Genomic DNA, 17,206 nt, shown 5'->3' with positions numbered 1-17,206 from the left:
GACCCGGTGCCCGGGAATCGGGACGAGCGTGGCACTGTTGCGGTAGGAAAAGAGCCGAGATGAACAGTCCGACCATCGGAGTTTCCGTGTCGCAGCTACCACCCCTGGTCGAGCCGGCCACCGAGCTGACCGTCGACGAGGTCCGTCGTTACTCGCGCCACCTGATCATCCCCGACGTCGGGATGGACGGGCAGAAGCGGCTGAAGAACGCCAAGGTGCTCTGTGTGGGCGCCGGTGGCCTGGGCTCGCCGGCGCTGATGTACCTCGCCGCGGCCGGTGTCGGCACCCTCGGCATCGTCGAGTTCGACACCGTCGACGAGTCGAACCTGCAGCGTCAGATCATCCACGGACAGAGCGACATCGGTCGGTCCAAGGCCGAGTCCGCGCGCGACTCGGTCAAGGAGATCAACCCGTACACCAAGGTCGTCCTGCACGAAGAGCGGCTCGAGGCCGACAACGTGATGGAGATCTTCGGGCAGTACGACCTGATCGTCGACGGCACGGACAACTTCGCCACCAGGTACCTGGTCAACGACGCCTGTGTACTGCTGAACAAGCCGTACGTGTGGGGTTCGATCTACCGCTTCGACGGCCAGGCCAGCGTGTTCTGGTCCGAGCACGGCCCGTGCTACCGCTGCCTGTACCCGGAGCCCCCGCCGCCGGGCATGGTGCCCTCGTGCGCCGAGGGCGGCGTGCTGGGCGTGCTGTGCGCCTCGATCGGCTCGATCCAGGTCAACGAGGCGATCAAGCTGCTGATGGGCATCGGCGAGCCGCTGGTCGGCCGGCTGATGATCTACGACGCGCTGGAGATGACGTACCGCACCGTCAAGGTGCGCAAGGACCCCGAGTGCGCGGTGTGCGGGAAGAACCCGACCGTGACCGAGCTGATCGACTACGAGGCGTTCTGCGGCGTGGTCTCCGAGGAGGCCCAGGAGGCCGCGCTCGGTTCGACCATCACGCCCCGCCAGCTCAAGGAATGGCTCGACGCGGGCGAGAACATCGACCTGATCGACGTTCGTGAGCCGGGCGAGTACGAGATCGTCAGGATCCCGGGTTCGCGGCTGATCCCGAAGAACGAGTTCCTGATGGGCCGGGCCCTGGAGGAACTGCCGCAGGACAAGCGGATCGTGCTCAACTGCAAGACGGGCGTGCGCTCGGCCGAGGTGCTGGCGGTGCTCAAGAGCGCGGGCTTCGCCGACGCGGTGCACGTGGGCGGCGGCGTGATCGGATGGGTCAACCAGATCGAGCCGGAGAAGCCGGTCTACTAGGTCCTCGGGGCCGGATGCCCCCGAACGCCGGACGGGCCGATTCCCATCGGCCCGTCCGGCGTTTTTTCGGACCGTGGCGAGGGCTCAGATCGCCTGTTTGCGTTGCAGGTGGGTGAAGGCGAGCCAGCCGGGCAGCACCGGCAGCCAGAAGGTCAGGAAGCGGTAGAGCAGCACGGCGGCCGTCGCGGTCTCGAACGGCAGGCGAGCGGTGCTGGTCAGGCCCGCGATCAGGGCCGCCTCGACCGCGCCGATGCCGCCCGGGGTGGGTGCGGCCGAGCCGATCGCGTTGCCGGCCAGGAAGACCACCGCGATCGCGGCGAAGTTGGCCGAGCCGCCGAAGGCCCGCACGCTGGCGTCCAGACACAGGATGAAGGACAGCGTGAGCAACACCGTGCCGCCGAGGCCGGCCGCGAGCTTGGTCGGGGTCTGGAGCACGTCCAGCAGACGCGGCACGATGCCGGAGAAGAGTTGGCGCAACTGCTTGACGATCCAGCGCCGCAGCGGCGGAACGGCCATCACCAGCAGCGTCACCAGGGCCAGGACCAACAGGCCCGCGATCACCGCGCCCGACGGCGCGAAGGACGGCGTCTCGGCGGTGCCCGCGATGTAGCCGAAGAAGGCCAGCAGGCCGACGTGGAAGACCAGGCCGCCCAACTGCGAGACGCCCACGCTCGCGGCGGCGAGGGTGGGCGGGATCCCGGCCTTCTGCAGGTAGCGGGTGTTCAACGCGACGCCGCTGACCGCCGGTGGCGCGACCAACTTCACGAACGAACCGGCGAGTTGCACCATGGTGGTGCGAAACAGCGACAGCCGTTCCGGGACGAAGCCGAGCAACATCAGCGCCGCGCACACGTAGCTGAGCGAGGAGGCCAGCAGGCCGATCGCCGCCCAGCCCCAGTTCGCGCTGTCGAAGATCTCGCCCAGGTCGACGTGGCTGAGCTGGGACAGCAGGAAGTAGCCCGCGAACGCGCTGGCCACCACGGTGACCAGGGTGCGCGCGCGGACCCGCTCCAGGCGGACCGGCTCGACCTCGGCCTGCGGACGCAGCTCCAGGATCTGCTCGCGGATCCGGGAGAGCAGGTTCTTGTCCTTGCGCAGCACCGCACGGGTGCTGCGGCTGAGCGCGACCTTCTGCAACAGCGGCAGGCACGCGGCCACGGTGTCCGCGCCGAGCACCTCCGCGGCGGTGTGCACCGCGCGCTCCTCGCCCACCCGCAGCGCGATGGTGGTGAGCAACTGCGCGGTGTCGATCCGCAGCGCCAGATCGCCGGAGGCGATCTCGCCGGCTCGCAGGTCCACCAGCCACGGCTCCCCGGCGCCGTCCACCAGGATGCTCTCGGCGACCAACCGCCGGTGGGTGAGCCGGTGTGCCTGGAGCAGCCCCAGCAGTCCCCACAGTCGGGCCAACAGCTCGTCGGTGAGCTCGTCGTCCTCGAGGGTGTCCAGGGTGCGGCCGGGCACGTGCGCGTAGGCGAGCAGCGCGGCGTCCGGGCCGACCTCCGTGGTGGCCACCAGACGCGGCGCGCGCACCCCCGCGTCGGCGCAGGCGTACGCCATCAGCGACTCCTGCTCCAGCGCGCGGCGGGTGGACAACACGGTGCGGCGCTGGGTGACCCCGCGCAGCACCAGGCGGCGGTAGAAGCGGTAGATCGCGCCGGATGCCTGCTGGTCGCGGTCCAGCACGGTGACGTCCAGCAGCCGTTCGTCGGCCAGCCGGACCGCGTAGCGGCGGGTCTCCTCGGGGCCGTCGTCGGTGCGCACGCAGGACAACGCGACCAGGCCGAACCGGCGCAGCGCGGCGACCACCGACTCGGCCGGCGGCCGGGTGTTGGGCAGGCCGACCGCGTACAGCGTGGCGTAGGCGATGGTGCGGCCGAACAGCACGCTGGTGAGCAGCGCGACGGGTGTGGTGTACCCGCCGACCAGGACGGTCGCCGCGTTCAGCAGGAGCAGCGTCCACACCACCAATTGCCAGCGCGGTCTGCGGACCAGGCCGACCGCGGTGACGTAGGCGACGATCGGCGCCAGGTAGCCGTGGACCGGGTCGGTCCAGCCGCTCCGCGGCAGTGGCAGCGGGCGGGTGAGCGCGTCGCGCAGCGCCTCGGGGCCGGGGCCGGTGATCCACCAGTCCAGGCCGAGTGAGGCCAGGTAGGTCATGGCGGCGGCGATCACCCCGTCGGCGACCCGCAACCCGTCCCGGCTGATCAGGCGTTCGATCCCGTAGGCCACCGGCACCACGAGCACCGCGACGGCGAACACCCCGCCGGAGAGGTTGAGCAGCAGGTGCGGCGTGCTGTTCTGGGCGCCGCGGACGATGTCCGATTCCAGGCCCGAGGTGGTCTGCCGGGCGATACTGGCCAGGAAGAAGACCACGCCGAGGGTGAGCACACCGAGCAGGACTCGGATCAAATCGGACGATCGGTGCACACGCAGCGGTTGCGAGGGCTCGACTACGAGGGCGCGCCCGTTCCCGGGGGCCCCCGTCGCGATCGTTCCGTCATGCTCTCGAATCACCCGTCACCACCGCGTCGATGGTGCCACGACCCGCGCCCGGGTTTGCGCCCGGCCGCGCCGAAGTGCGGCCGAAAGGGGCGGGCGGTCGTCCGACCCCGTGTCCGACGACTCTGTCACCATGTGCGGATGAGTGACCCTAACCCCTTCGCCGAGCGGGTGCTCGACCTGGTCGAGCGCATCCCGCCCGGGCGGGTGATGGCCTACGGGGACGTCGCCGAGGCCCTCCAGGAAGGCGGCCCACGGCAGGTCGGCCGCGTGATGGCGCTGTACGGCGGCGGGGTGCCGTGGTGGCGGGTGGTGCGCGCGGACGGCTCGTTGCCGTCGAGCCACGCGGTGCGCGCGCCCGGGCACTACCGGGCCGAGGGCACGCCGTTGCGTTCGGGCGGCGAGCGGGTGGACATCGGGCGGGCACGCTGGGTGCCGGCGCCCGACGAGGTGCCCGCGCAGGTGCCCGCCGACCGGGAGGATCCGCCGATCTCCTGACCGCGCGGGGTGGGCCGGGTCACAGTGGTCGCGCCCCGATCCGCGCCCGGAAGTCTTGTGTGCTCCCGGGGCGAGCGGGCCGGGTGTGATCTGATGGGCATCGGCCGCGCCCTGCCGACCGGGGCGCGGCCGACCCACCGCGACCGAGACCGCTGTCCGACCTGTCGACGGCGCGGCCCGTGCAGACACAGGATTCGACGGCGACCCGAAGGCACTTTCGGCCAGATGACCACCCCGACCCCGGCGTACCGCCTGCGGCGCACCCCCGTGGCCCCGCCCGCGCCCGTGATACCCGACGACTATCAGCGTGCCGTCGTCGAGCACCGCGGCGGGCCGCTGCTCGTGCTCGCGGGTCCCGGCACGGGCAAGACCACGGTGCTCGTGGAGGCGGTCGCCGAGCGGGTGGCGCGTGGGATCCGGCCGGAGGAGATCCTGGTCCTGACCTTCGGTCGCAAGGCGGCGGGCGAGTTGCGCGACCGGTTGACCGCGCGGCTGCGCGCCGCCGGGGCGCGGACCGCGGCGGTGCCGACCGCGACCACGTTCCACTCGTTCTGCTACGCACTGGTGCGCGAACACCAGCCGGCCGAGTTGTTCAGCTATCCGCTGCGCCTGTTGACCGGTCCCGAGCAGGACGTGTTCGTGCGCGAACTGCTCGCGGGCGGGGTCGAGGAGGGCAGCCAGAGCTGGCCCGCCGAGCTGCGTGCGGCGGTGGGCACCCGGGGCTTCGCCGACGAGGTGCGTGCGGTGATCGCGCGCAGCCGCGAACTCGGGCTCGATCCGGACGCGTTGGCCCGGTTCGCCAAGGACACCGGGCGTCGGGACTGGGGGGCCGCGGCCGACTTCCTCGCCGAGTACCTGGACGTGATCGACGCGCAGGGCGTGGTCGACTACGCCGAACTGGTGCACCGCGCGGTGTTGCTCGCCGAGCGGCCGGAGACCGCCGAGATCCTGCGCGGGCGCTACAAGGCGGTGTTCGTCGACGAGTACCAGGACACCGACCCGGCGCAGGTGCGCCTGCTGGCGGCGCTGGCCGGGGACGGGCGGGACCTGATCGCGGTGGGCGACCCGGACCAGTCCATCTACGCGTTCCGCGGCGCGGACGTGAACGGCATCCTCGACTTCCCGCACCGGTTCCCGCGTGCCGACGGCGAGCCCGCGGACATCGTCGTGCTGCGCACCTCGCGCCGGGCGCCGGCCGGGCTGCTGGCCGCGTCCCGGGTGGTCACCCAGCGCATGCCGCTGAGCCGGCTGCCCGGCGACCGGGTGCGCGCGCACCGCGAGTTGATCCCGTCGGTGTCGGGTGAGCGGGATCCGAGCCGGGTCGAGGTGTACACGTACCCCACGCCCGGCGCGGAGTTGGACAACATCGCCGACATCCTGCGCCGCGCGCACCTGGAGGAGGGTGTGCCGTGGGGGGAGATGGCCGTACTGGTGCGCTCGGGCGCGCGTTCGATCCCGGGTCTGCGGCGGGCGCTGTCGGCCGCCGGGGTGCCGCTGGAGATCGCCGGCGACGAGTTGCCGATCGCGGCCGAGCAGGCGGTGTCGCCGCTGTTGACCGCGCTGCACGTGGCGGCGGATCCGAACGTGTTGGACGCGGAGACCGCGCGCGCGTTGTTGCAGTCCCCGCTGGGGGGGTTGGACGCGGGCGATCTGCGGCTGCTCGGGCGGGCGCTGCGGGCCGAGGAGCGGGCCGCGTCGGGCGCCTCGGTGACCAGTACCCGGCCCTCCGCCGAGCTGATCCGGGACGCGCTGGCCGAGCCCGGGCAACTGGTCGGGATAGAGCAGCGGGTCGGCGGCGGCGCGTTGCGCCTGGGCATGCTCGTCCGCAAGGCGCGCGAGGTGCTCGCGGGCGGCGGCAGCACCGAGGACGCGCTGTGGGAGCTGTGGCAGGGCACGCCCTGGCCCGCACGGCTGGAGCGCGCGGTGTTGCGCGGCGGTACCGCCGGGCGCAACGCGGACCGCGACCTGGACGCGGTGGTGGCCCTGTTCGAGGTGGCCGCCAAGGCCGAGGAGCGGGCCGGCCATCGGGGCGCGCTGAACTTCCTGGCCGAGCTCAAGGCCCAGCAGATCCCCGGCGACCGGCTCGACGACAGCGCGCTGCGCGGCGAGTCGGTGCGCTTGCTGACCGCGCACCGGGCCAAGGGCCTGCAGTGGCGCCTGGTGGTGGTGCACGGGGTGCAGGAGGGGCTGTGGCCGGACCTGCGTCGCCGGGGTTCGCTGCTGGAGGCGGACCGGATCGGTTCGGACGGCCTGGCCGAACCGCTGTCGCCGGGCGCGCTGCTCGCCGAGGAGCGGCGGTTGTTCTACGTCGCGGTCACCCGGGCGAAGGAGCGGCTGGTGGTGACCGCGGTCGACTCCAGCTACGACGACGGCGACCAGCCCTCGCGCTTCCTGGAGGAGCTGGGGGTCACGCCGGTGGAGGTCAAGGAGCGGCCCCGGCGTCCGCTGTCCACCTCGGCGCTGGTGGCCGAGCTGCGGTCGGCGGCGGTGGATCCGCTGGCGCCCGCCGTGCTGCGCCGGGCCGCCGCGCGGAGGTTGGCCGCGCTCGCGGACCTGCGCGACGACGAGGGTCATCCGCTGGTGCCGGCCGCGCACCCGGACCGGTGGTGGGGGCTGGTGGCGCCGACGGATCCGGGGGTGCCGATCCGGGATCCGGACGGCGCGGTGCGCTTGTCCGGCAGTTCGGTGGCCAAGGTGCGCGACTGCGCGCTGAGCTGGTTTCTGGGCAGCGAGGTGCACGCGGACTCGCCGCGTTCGGCGGCGCTGGGCTTCGGCAACGTGGTGCACGCGCTCGCGGACGAGGTGGGTACCGGCGCGACCGCGGCCGAGTTGCCGGTGCTGATGGACCGGCTGGACCGGGTGTGGGACGCGTTGGCGTTCGACGCGCCGTGGCAGTCCGAGCAGCAGAAGGACGAGGCCCGGACGGCGCTGGAGCGGTTTTTGTCCTGGCACACCCACGAACGGCACCGGGTGGTCGCGGCCACCGAGCACGGCTTCGAGGTCGAGCTGACCGCGGGCGAGTACCGGGTGGTCATCCGGGGCTCGATGGACCGGGTCGAGCGCGGCGAGGACGGCCTCGCGTACGTGGTCGACTTCAAGACCGGGCGTCGGCCGCCGACGCGCACCGAGATCGAGGACCACCCGCAACTCGCGGTGTACCAGGTCGCGGTCGCGGCTGGCGCGCTCGACGGTCTGCCCGGTTTCGAGGGCGGGCGACCGGCCTCCGGCGGTGCCGAGTTGATCCAGTTGCGCACGCCGGAGAAGGGCGACGCCGAGCAGCCGCTGGTGCTGGCCCAGGACCCGCCGCTGCCCGGACCGGACGGCGGGACGTGGGTGGGCGGGTTGCTGGCGGACGTGGCCGGCCGGATCATCGGCGAGCGGTTCACCCCCAGCACGGGTTCGCACTGCGACATGTGCGATTTCCGCAAGTGTTGCAGCGCGCGTCCGGAGGGACGGATGACGGTCGACTAGCCGGTGTGGCCGGTTCCGACGCATCCGCCTGTCGGCATTTCCCCGTGAAGCCGTACGTATCGGGGCGGTTGATCATGCTTTCTTTGCCATGGCCATACTCGTGCGCAGGCCCCTCCGGTCCCCGAGTCAAGGAGTTTCGTGCGCACTGCACGTATGTTTGCGATCGTCCCCGTCGTCGCTGTCGCCTTCGCCGGGCTGACCGCCTGTGGCGGTTCGGAGGCGAAGTCGAACGCCGGAACCGACGCCAAGACGTTGGCCGACGAGGCGCAGCGGCTGCTCGAGTCCGTCGCCGACTACAAGATGGTCGGTGGTGGTCGGGACGAGGAGACCAGGATCGAATGGGACCTGTGCATCCGCAACGGCGCGGACGTGCAGGGCAGGATGGTCATCGACGGCGACCCGGTCGAGATGATCATCGTCGGCAAGGACCAGTACATGAAGGCCGACTCGGCCTTCTGGAAGAAGTCGATGAGCGACACCGTCCCGGCCGCGGTCCTGGATCGGGCCGTGGCCGTGGTGTCCGGCAAGTGGGTCAAGACCCCGGTGGACGACGAGGACGGCGGCCCCGGCAGCATGGCCGACTTCTTCGACGGCTCCACCGACGGGGTGAGCAAGGGCGAGCCGGTCAAGATCGACGGCGTGAAGGTGATCCCGCTCAGCAAGAAGGACGAGGACGGCGTCACGACCACCGTCTATGTGCGGGAGAAGGGCAAGCCCTACCCCTACCTGGCCAAGTCCGAGGGCGACGGCGACATGTCGGTGAAGTTCACCAAGGGCAAGAGCAAGTGCGAGCCCACCGCGCCGGCCGAGTCGATCACCAAGGAAGAACTGAAGGGCCAATTCAAGGACGCGTGATCGGGCGCCGCGCCCGGACACCGGCCCCGTACCGCGACCGCTCCTGTCGCCGTGCGGGGCTAGTCTTCCTCCGGTGCACGCCGTACTGACCGACCCGGACGACCTGTGTCGTCTCCTGGGGATCCCCTTCACACCGGAGCAGCTCGACGCGGTGCTCGCGCCGCTGAGCCCCGGGGTGATCGTGGCCGGGGCCGGATCCGGCAAGACCACGGTGATGACCGCGCGGGTGGTGTGGCTGGTGGGCACCGGTGCGGTGCGTCCCGACCAGGTGCTCGGCCTCACCTTCACCAACAAGGCCGCCGGTGAGCTGGCGCAGCGCGTGCGCAAGGCTATCGGGCAACTGCGCGGCGGCGAGATCCCGGCCGACGAGGACGCCGGCGAGCCCACCGTGTCCACGTATCACGCGTTCGCCGGCCGGCTGCTCCAGGAGCACGGGCTGCGGATCGGCCTGGAACCCTCCGCCCGGTTGCTCGCCGACGCGACGCGCTATCAGCTCGCCGCCCGGGCCGCGCGCACCGCGCGGGGCCCGTTCCCCACGCTGACCGGCCGGCTGCCCGACGTGGTGGCCTCCGTCCTGCATTTGGGCGGCGAACTCGCCGAGCACCTGGTGCCCGTCCACCGGCTCCAGGAGTGGGACCGGGCCTTCGTCGCCGACGTCGAGGCCGCCGCGAAGCCCTCCGCCGCCGCGCGCAAGGCCGCCGACGCCGCGCGCAACCGGCTCGACCTGACCCGCCTGGTCGACGCGTACGCCCACGCCAAGAGCGGCCGCGACCTGCTCGACTTCGGCGACCAGATCGCCTACGCGGCCAGGATCGCCGGCGAGCGGCCCGAGGTCGGCGAGATCCTGCGCGACACCTACAAGGTCGTGCTCCTGGACGAGTACCAGGACACTTCGGTGGCCCAACGCGTGCTGCTGCAGGGGCTGTTCGGGCACGGCCACCCGGTGACCGCGGTGGGTGACCCGTGCCAGGCGATCTACGGCTGGCGCGGTGCCTCGGTCGCCAACATCCACGACTTCCCGATGCACTTCCCGCAGCGCGACGGCACCCCCGCGGCCCGCTACGCGCTGTCCGAGAATCGGCGCAGCGGCGGCCGGATCCTGGCCTTCGCCAACGACCTCTCCGAGCCGTTGCGCACCCCCGAGAGCGGCGTGGAGGCGCTGCGCCCGGGCCCCGGCGCCGAGCACGAGGGGTGGGCCGTCGCGGCGCTGCTGCCCACCCACCGTGCGGAGATCGACTGGCTCGCGGACCGGATCGGTACCGCGATCGGCACCGTCCTGGACAAGAACGGCGACCCGATCACCCCCGGCGACGTCGCCGTGCTCGCGCGCACCGCGGCCGACTTCGCGGACATCCACGCGGCGCTGGTGCGCCGCGACATCCCGGTCGAGGTGGTGGGCCTGTCCGGGCTGCTGCACCTGCCCGAGGTGGCCGATCTGGTGGCCGTGTGCGAGGTGCTCGACGACCCCACCGCCAACTCCGCGCTGGTGCGTCTGCTGGCCGGGCCGCGCTGGCGGATCGGGCCGCGCGACCTGGCCCTGCTCGGTCGCCGGGCCGCCGAACTGGTCCGCGTCGATCGGGCCGGCGCCGACGACGCGGACGCGCGCCTGGAGGAGGCGGTGGCCGGGATCGACCCCACCGAGGTGGTCTCGCTCTCCGACGCGCTCGCCGACCCCGGCGAGCACCACCCCTTCTCGGCCGAGGCGCGCCGCCGGTTCGCCCGGGTCGCCACCGAGATCCGCGACCTGCGCCGGCACCTGGGCGAGCCGCTGATGGACCTGCTGCACCGGGTGCTGGCCGGTACCGGCCTGGAGGTCGAACTGTCCGCGTCGCCCGGCGCACTGGCCGCGCGCCGCCGGGAGACGCTGCACGCGTTCCTGGATGTCGCGGCGGGCTTCGCCGACCTGGACGGCGACCCCTCGCTCACCGCGTTCCTGGCCTTCCTGCGCACCGCCGCCGAACACGACAAGGGGCTGGACGGCAGCCTGCCCACGGCCGGCGACTCGGTGAAGGTGCTCACCGCGCACAAGTCCAAGGGCCTGGAGTGGGAGGTGGTGGTGGTCCCCGGGTTGATCGAGGGCGTCTTCCCGAGTGTGCGTACGCAGACCAAGTGGATCACCAACGGCAAGGCGCTGCCGCATCCGCTGCGCGGCGACGCGGACGCGCTCGCGGTGTTGCCGGACCTGACGCCCAAGGGCTTCAAGGCGTTCGACGCCGCGATGCGCGAGCACCAGGCGACCGAGGAGCTGCGCCTGGGCTACGTGACCTTCACCCGCCCCAAACAACTGCTGATCGCGTCCGGCCACTGGTGGGGGCCGACCCAGAAGAAGCCGCGCGGTCCGTCGGCGTTCCTCACCCGGCTCCGCGAACACTGCCGGGCCGGCAACGGCACCGTCGAGGTGTGGACGCCCGAACCCGCCGAGCCGGTCAACCCGTATCTGGCGGACACCCTCGAACACGCCTGGCCGCTGCCGCTGGACCCGACCGCGCTGGTGGAGCGCCGCCGGGCGGCCGACGCGGTGCTCGCCGAACTCGCCCGGCGCGAGGCCGCCCGACGGGTCGACCACGCGATGCAGCACCCGTCGGTCGAGCCCGAGAACGAGCCCGAGTCCGAGTCCGAGTCCGAGCCTCGGATCGAACCCGAGCCCGAGTTCACCGTCGCCCCGGGCCCGGCCGACGACGAGCGGGTGCCGGTCGAGGTCTACGACGCCCACATCCCACCGGACCCGGAGCACGAGGCGCCGCCCCCGGAGGACGACCCCGGACCGCCCGCCCGCGACCTGCCCTCGCGCGACCACGACGACGCCCGCGAGCACACCGACGAGGTACGCGCCGGGCACCCGGCGGTCGAGGGCCCCGAGACCGGCGCCGCCGCCCGGTTCGAGCCCACCCCGGACGAGCTGGCCCTGATCGAGTCGTGGGACCGCGACCTGGTCCGGCTGGCCGAGGAACTGCGCCGCGGCCGATCCGGGGTGCGCGAGGTGCCGCTGCCCGCGACGTTGTCCGCGTCCCAGATGTTGCGCCTGTCCAACGACCCGGACGGCCTCGCGCGCGAACTGGCCCGGCCGATGCCGCGCCCGCCCGCCCCCGCGGCCCGCCGCGGCACCCGCTTCCACGCGTGGGTCGAGTCGTTGTTCGGCGAGCGCCCGCTGCTGGAACCGGACGACCTGCCCGGCGCGGCCGACGAGGAGATCACCGACGAGGCGGACCTGCTCGCGCTCCAGGAGGCGTTCCTGCGCACGCCCTACGCGCAGCGCGCCCCATACCGGGTGGAGGCGCCCTTTCAGCTCTTCCTCGGCGGCCGGATCGTGCGTGGCCGGATCGACGCGGTCTATCGCGAGGGCACGGGGTTCGAGGTGGTCGACTGGAAGACCAACCGGGTGCAGAACGCGGACCCGCTCCAGCTCGCGGTCTACCGGTTGGCCTGGGCCGAATACGCCGACGTGCCGATCGAGGAGGTCTCGGCCGCGTTCTTGTACGTGCGCACCGGGGAACTCGTCCGGCCCAAGGGATTGCCCGGACGAGACGAACTGGAACAGTTGTTCACGGAAGGTGACGAACCGGGCCCGGGCCAGGGTTCTTGATCCGGAGGAAACCCCGGTCGGGTGACGATGGGCCCGATGCAGCCGGTTTCCGACACTCGTATGGTTTATGAGGATCGGCAGTACGGCGAACTTCGAACGGGACGGGATACGGCACCGGTGCGCGGAACAGCACAGACGAGACGGGCACTGCGGCTTGTCGGCGTCGCGGGTGATCGCCCCCTGCTGCCGGTGATCGGCCTGGTCCTGCGCCTGCTGTCGTTCCTGGTGATCTTCGCGGTGGTGGTGCTGGCCGCCGCTACGCCGGAGAACGTGCACGTGGGGCCGCTGCTCGCGGTCGCGCCCGCGCTGTCCGGACTCACCCAGACGGCCCCGCGCGGACCACTGATCACCGGGGCGGTGGCGGCCGTGGTGGCGGTGGCGCTGACCGCGCTCGGCCAGGGCCGAGGCGGCGGCGAGCCGTTCATCACGCTCGTGTCGATCGCGCTGGTGACCGCGACCGCGTGGGCCGGTGTACATGTGCGCATGCGCCAGGAACGCACCATCGAGGAGGTGCGCAGCGTCGCCGAGGCGGCCCAGGAGGTGCTGCTGCCCCAGGTGCCCCGGTCCATGGGCTCGCTCACCGTCGGTGTGCGCTACCGCGCGGCGGCGGCCGAGGCGCGGATCGGCGGCGACCTGTACGAGGTGGTGCCCACGCCGTTCGGTGTCCGGGTGGCCATCGGCGATGTGCGCGGCAAGGGGCTGGGCGCGGTGCGTACCGCCGCCGCGGTGCTCAGCGCGTTCCGCGAGGCGGCGTACGAGGAGCCGGACCTGCCGGGCGTGGCGCGGCGGCTCTCGGCGAGCCTGGAGCGTCGGCTCGGCGAGGACGACGAGGAGTTCGTCACGCTGATCCTGCTCGGCTTCCCGAGCGATGCCGCGTGTGTGGACATCCTCAACTGCGGCCACCCCGCGCCGCTGCTGCTGCGCGCCGGGCACGCGCAGGCGCTGGACCCGCCGGCCCCGACGCCGCCGCTGGGCATCCTGGACCTGCGCGAGGCGGACCTGCCGGTGCTGCGCGTGCCGTTGCTGCCCGAGGACCGGCTGCTGCTGTACACCGACGGGATCATCGAGGCGCGCAACGCGGCCGGCGAGTTCTACCCGCTGCCCGACCGCGCCCCCGACAGCCTGCCCGGCGTCGAGGACACCCTGGACCGGCTGGAGGCGGACGTGCAGCGGCACGTGGGCCACCCGCTCCAGGACGACGCGGCGATGGTGCTCCTGCGCTACCGGCCCGTGCTCGCCCGGCAGGACGGGCTGCGCGGGGCGCGCCTGAGCGCCTGAACCCCCGGCGCGCTCACCCCACGTTCACCTCCACCACCAGTGCGCAGTGGTCCGAGACGCCCAGCCGGACCGCCTCGGTGCGGCGCACCGCCTCCGGACCGATCCCGTGTCCGAGCACGTGGTCGAACTGGACCCTGGGGTGATACGAGGGATACGTGGGCACCCGGGCCAGCGACCGCCAGCGCACGGCTCCCGCCCCCGCGCCGCGACCGCGCCGACCCACCACCGCCTGCGGGATGCGCCCGGGCAGGTTGAAGTCGCCGAGCAGCAACTGCGGACCGGGCAGGTCGGCGGTGGAGCGGCGGATCCGGGCGAGCTGGGAGATGTTCCAGCCGGGCACGAAGGACAGGTGCGCCGCGAGCACCGTGAACGGTCCGTGCGGGCCCTCCACGACCGCCGCGAGCACCCCGCGGGGTTCGTCCGGTACGCGGGTCAGGCCGGGCCGGCCCTGCACCCGCAGCGGCAGGCTCAGCGGCGCGGCCGGGAAACGCCGGACCCGCCAGCGCGACACCGGCAGCCGGGACAACAGCGCGATGCCGTACCCGGGGCCGCCCTCGCCCCGCTCGTCCGCCGTGTACACCCGACGCTCGCCCGGCACCGGATCGTCCTCGGTCCAGCCCGACACGGGCGCCGGCACACCGTGCACCGAGGCCAGAAAGCGCCACTGCGACATGCCCAGCGCCTCGGCCGCGATCGCCGCCTGGTCCGCGCCGCCCGAGCGCTCCTGATGCCGGTCGACCTCCTGGAGGGCCACGATGTCCGCGTCGAGATCGGCCAGCGCGGCGCGCAGCCGCTCCGGGTCGGATTCGCCGTCGGCCAGGTCCATGCCGTGCAGCAGATTGAAGGTCGCGACACGCAACGTGGTCATCGCCCGACGGTAACCCCACCGGGTGCGGAGCGTGCGGCGATCGGCGCGCCGGCGCCCGGTGCCACCCGCCCGGGCGGCGGGCATATGGTCGAATCCATGAGCATCCCCGACCGCGACATCTCCGCCTATGTGCACGCGCACGCCGCCGACTTCTTCGCCGATCTGCGCACCTGGCTGGCCATCCCGTCGATCTCCGGCGACCCGGCCGCGGCGGCCGACGTCGAGCGCAGCGCGTGGTGGCTGGGCGGCGCGTTGCGCGACGCCGGTTTCCCCACCGTCGAGGTGTGGGAGACGTCCGGGCTGCCGGCCGTGTTCGCCGAGTGGCCCTGCGCCGACCCGGACGCGCCCACCGTGCTGGTCTACGGGCACCACGACGTGCAGCCCGCGGCGCTCGCGGACGGGTGGAGCACGCCGCCGTTCGAGCCGACCGACGTGGGCGATCGGCTGTACGCGCGCGGCGCGGCCGACGACAAGGGTCAGGTGCTCTTCCACCTGCTCGGCGTGCGCGCGCACCTGGCCGCGACCGGGCGGGACACGCCCGCGGTCAACCTCAAGCTGATCGTCGAGGGCGAGGAGGAGTCCGGCTCGGAGCACCTGCCGGCGCTGCTGCGCGGGCGCCGGGACCGCCTGGCGTGCGACGTCGTGGTGGTCTCGGACACCGGCATGTGGGGCGCGGACACGCCCAGCACCTGCACCGGCATGCGCGGCTTGGCCGAGATGCAGATCGACCTCTTCGGTCCCACCTCGGACATCCACTCCGGCTCGTTCGGCGGCGCGGTGCCCAACCCGGCAACCGCACTGGCCCGGCTGATCGCCGCGCTGCACGACGAGGACGGCCACGTCGCGATCCCGGGCTTCTACGAAGGCGTCGGCGAACTCACGGACCGCGAGCGGGAGTTGTTCGCCAAACTGCCGTTCGACGAGGCCGCCTGGCTGGGCAACGCGAAGTCCGCCGCGGCGAGCGGCGAGGCCGGCTACAGCACACTGGAGCGGGTGTGGGCACGCCCCACCGCCGAGGTCAACGGCATCTGGGGCGGCTACACCGGCCCCGGCCGCAAGACCATCGTGCCCGCCTCCGCGCACGCGAAGATCTCCTTCCGGCTGGTGGACCGCCAGGACCCGGAGCGGATCGAGCAGGTCGTGCGCGCGTGGGTGGCCGAGCGGCTGCCCGCCGGGATCCGCTGCGAACTCGACTTCGGCACCGGCGTCCGGCCGTGCCTGACCCCGCTGGACCATCCCGCGCTGCGCTCGGTGGTCCGCGCGCTCGGCCGCGCGTTCGACACCGAGATCCTGTACACCCGCGAGGGCGGCTCCGGACCCGAGGCGGACCTCCAGGAGGTGCTGGGCGCGCCGGTGGTCTTCCTCGGCGTCTCGCTGCCCGACGACGGCTGGCATTCGGTCGATGAGAAGGTGGAGAAGCCGCTGCTCCTCAAGGGCGCGGAGGCCGCCGCGCACCTCTGGGAGGACCTCGCGGCGACCTGGCACGAAGCACGATCCGGGAGGGACGTCAGTTGATCCACCCCAAGCCTGTCGCCGGGCAGGCACTGGCCCGATCCGCCCTCGACCGGGCGGCCGAACACCGCCTGGACCAGGGGTGGTTGGACCGGGCCTGGCGCGCGCCGAAGACGCGCGTGCTGGTCCTGGGACAGGGCCGGGCGCACTGGTCGGGCGACACGGGCGCGCCGCACCTGGTCCTGGTCGATCCGGCACACGCGCCGGAGGGCGAGCGTTACCTGCTCGGCGTCGACGCGGCCGGTGTGTGCTACTTCGCGGTCTCGGTGGGAGAGTTGGCCGAGCCCGCGGCGGGAGTGCGCGAGGGCACCCTGCGCGAACTCGGCACGCTCCTGGACGACCGGGACGCGGGACTGCTCGTGCACGCGACCGGCCTGCACCACTGGCACCGCACCCACACGTTCTGCGCGCGCTGCGGGCAGCCGACCGAGATCGCCGCGGCCGGGCACGTGCGGCGCTGTCCGGCCTGCGGGGCCGAGCACTACCCGCGCACCGACCCGGCGGTGATCATGCTGGTGCTGGACCGGGACGACCGGTGCCTGCTCGGCCGGCAGGCGAGCTGGCCGGACAAGCGGTTCTCCACCTTCGCCGGCTTCGTCGAGCCCGGCGAGTCGCTCGAACAGGCCGTCGCGCGCGAACTGCACGAGGAGGTCGGCGTGCGTACCGCGTCCACGGAGTACCTCGCCAGCCAGCCCTGGCCGTTCCCGTCCAGCCTGATGCTGGGCTTCTTCGCCTACGCGGTGGACGAGAGGGTGCGGGTGGACGGCGAGGAGATCTCCGAGGCGTACTGGTACTCGCGGGCGCAGCTCAAGGAGGCGGTCGGCACGGGCGAGGTGGTCCTGCCCGGGGCGTTGTCGATTGCCCGCCACCTGATCGAGAAGTGGTACGGCGAGGCGCTGGACGAGGACAACCACTGGTAGTCCCGGCCCGCACGTGCGGCGGCCCGCGACGGGAATCCGTCGCGGGCCGCCGCCACGCGGGGGTACGGCTCGCCCGGGTTCAGGCGGCGAGCTCCGCGACGGCGGCCTTGACCTGGGCCAGGCTCGGGTTGGTCGCGGTCCACAGCGGTGCCCCGCCGTCGGGCGGCAGGATGACCAGCGTCGGCACGGTCTGGTTGCCGCCGTTCACGCTCATCACGAAGTCGGCGGCCTTGGGGTCGTGCTCGATGTTCACCTCGGTGTAGGCGATGCCCTCGCGCTCCATCTGGCTCTTGAGCCGGCGGCAGTAGCCGCACCACGTCGTGCTGTACATCGTCACGGGGGCCGACATCGTCATGCACTCCTTTGTGTTCGCCCGGTCCGGGAACGGTTGTCCACATCGGCAACATGTGCGCGGTCGGTTTGATTCCACACCTGTGCGGATCACCGGGGGCTG

Annotated in this window: 11 protein-coding genes; 8 read left to right on the top strand and 3 right to left on the bottom strand. The window is 72.8% G+C overall.

Features of this window, described 5'->3' with window-relative positions:
• Positions 1-59: 59 nt before the first annotated feature.
• Complete coding sequence (gene moeZ / locus ACIBSV_RS24215) at positions 60-1,268, top strand: adenylyltransferase/sulfurtransferase MoeZ (RefSeq protein ID WP_395866305.1); 1,209 nt, start codon at positions 60-62, stop codon at positions 1,266-1,268.
• Between the two features lie 84 nt (positions 1,269-1,352).
• Here the strand turns inward: moeZ and ACIBSV_RS24210 are convergent, their stop codons facing one another.
• A complete protein-coding gene (locus tag ACIBSV_RS24210) occupies positions 1,353-3,695 on the bottom strand; it encodes a YbhN family protein (protein WP_395866303.1) in 2,343 nt (780 codons plus the stop codon).
• Positions 3,696-3,908: 213 nt separating this feature from the next.
• On the opposite strand from ACIBSV_RS24210, the gene ACIBSV_RS24205 reads away from it, so the two are divergent.
• The 5 genes from ACIBSV_RS24205 (at position 3,909) to ACIBSV_RS24185 (ending at position 13,452) form a co-directional block, all read left to right on the top strand.
• On the top strand, positions 3,909-4,265 hold the full coding sequence (locus ACIBSV_RS24205) for an MGMT family protein (protein WP_395866301.1): 357 nt from the start codon (positions 3,909-3,911) through the stop codon (positions 4,263-4,265).
• 225 nt (positions 4,266-4,490) lie between these two features.
• The gene (locus tag ACIBSV_RS24200) at positions 4,491-7,736 is read left to right on the top strand and encodes an ATP-dependent helicase (RefSeq protein WP_395866299.1); all 3,246 of its coding nucleotides are present in this window, start codon (positions 4,491-4,493) and stop codon (positions 7,734-7,736) included.
• Positions 7,737-7,874: 138 nt separating this feature from the next.
• Complete coding sequence (locus tag ACIBSV_RS24195) at positions 7,875-8,591, top strand: hypothetical protein (RefSeq protein WP_395866297.1); 717 nt, start codon at positions 7,875-7,877, stop codon at positions 8,589-8,591.
• Positions 8,592-8,664: 73 nt separating this feature from the next.
• Positions 8,665-12,174: a UvrD-helicase domain-containing protein gene (locus tag ACIBSV_RS24190; RefSeq protein WP_395866295.1), complete on the top strand. Its 3,510-nt coding sequence runs from the start codon at positions 8,665-8,667 to the stop codon at positions 12,172-12,174.
• Positions 12,175-12,291: 117 nt separating this feature from the next.
• Positions 12,292-13,452 carry a PP2C family protein-serine/threonine phosphatase gene (locus ACIBSV_RS24185; protein WP_395866293.1) on the top strand — a complete coding sequence of 387 codons (1,161 nt, stop codon included), beginning with the start codon at positions 12,292-12,294 and terminating at the stop codon, positions 13,450-13,452.
• A 13-nt stretch (positions 13,453-13,465) separates the two neighbouring features.
• On the opposite strand, the gene ACIBSV_RS24180 is transcribed toward ACIBSV_RS24185, so the two are convergent.
• Positions 13,466-14,320 carry an endonuclease/exonuclease/phosphatase family protein gene (locus ACIBSV_RS24180; protein ID WP_395866291.1) on the bottom strand — a complete coding sequence of 285 codons (855 nt, stop codon included), beginning with the start codon at positions 14,318-14,320 and terminating at the stop codon, positions 13,466-13,468.
• Between the two features lie 96 nt (positions 14,321-14,416).
• On the opposite strand from ACIBSV_RS24180, the gene ACIBSV_RS24175 reads away from it, so the two are divergent.
• On the top strand, positions 14,417-15,835 hold the full coding sequence (locus ACIBSV_RS24175) for a dipeptidase (protein WP_395866289.1): 1,419 nt from the start codon (positions 14,417-14,419) through the stop codon (positions 15,833-15,835).
• A complete protein-coding gene (nudC, locus tag ACIBSV_RS24170) occupies positions 15,832-16,752 on the top strand; it encodes an NAD(+) diphosphatase (protein ID WP_395866287.1) in 921 nt (306 codons plus the stop codon). The genes ACIBSV_RS24175 and nudC overlap by 4 nt, the downstream gene beginning before the upstream one ends.
• A gap of 79 nt (positions 16,753-16,831) precedes the next feature.
• Here the strand turns inward: nudC and ACIBSV_RS24165 are convergent, their stop codons facing one another.
• Positions 16,832-17,101, bottom strand: coding sequence for a mycoredoxin (locus ACIBSV_RS24165; RefSeq protein WP_395866285.1), 270 nt, complete (start codon positions 17,099-17,101; stop codon positions 16,832-16,834).
• Between the last annotated feature and the right edge of the window lie 105 nt (positions 17,102-17,206).

This window comes from Embleya sp. NPDC050154, from assembly GCF_044460165.1.
GTDB lineage: Bacteria > Actinomycetota > Actinomycetes > Streptomycetales > Streptomycetaceae > Embleya.
The sequence above is the reverse complement of the archived record's forward strand: the minus strand, read 5'-3'. Positions and strand labels throughout refer to the sequence as shown.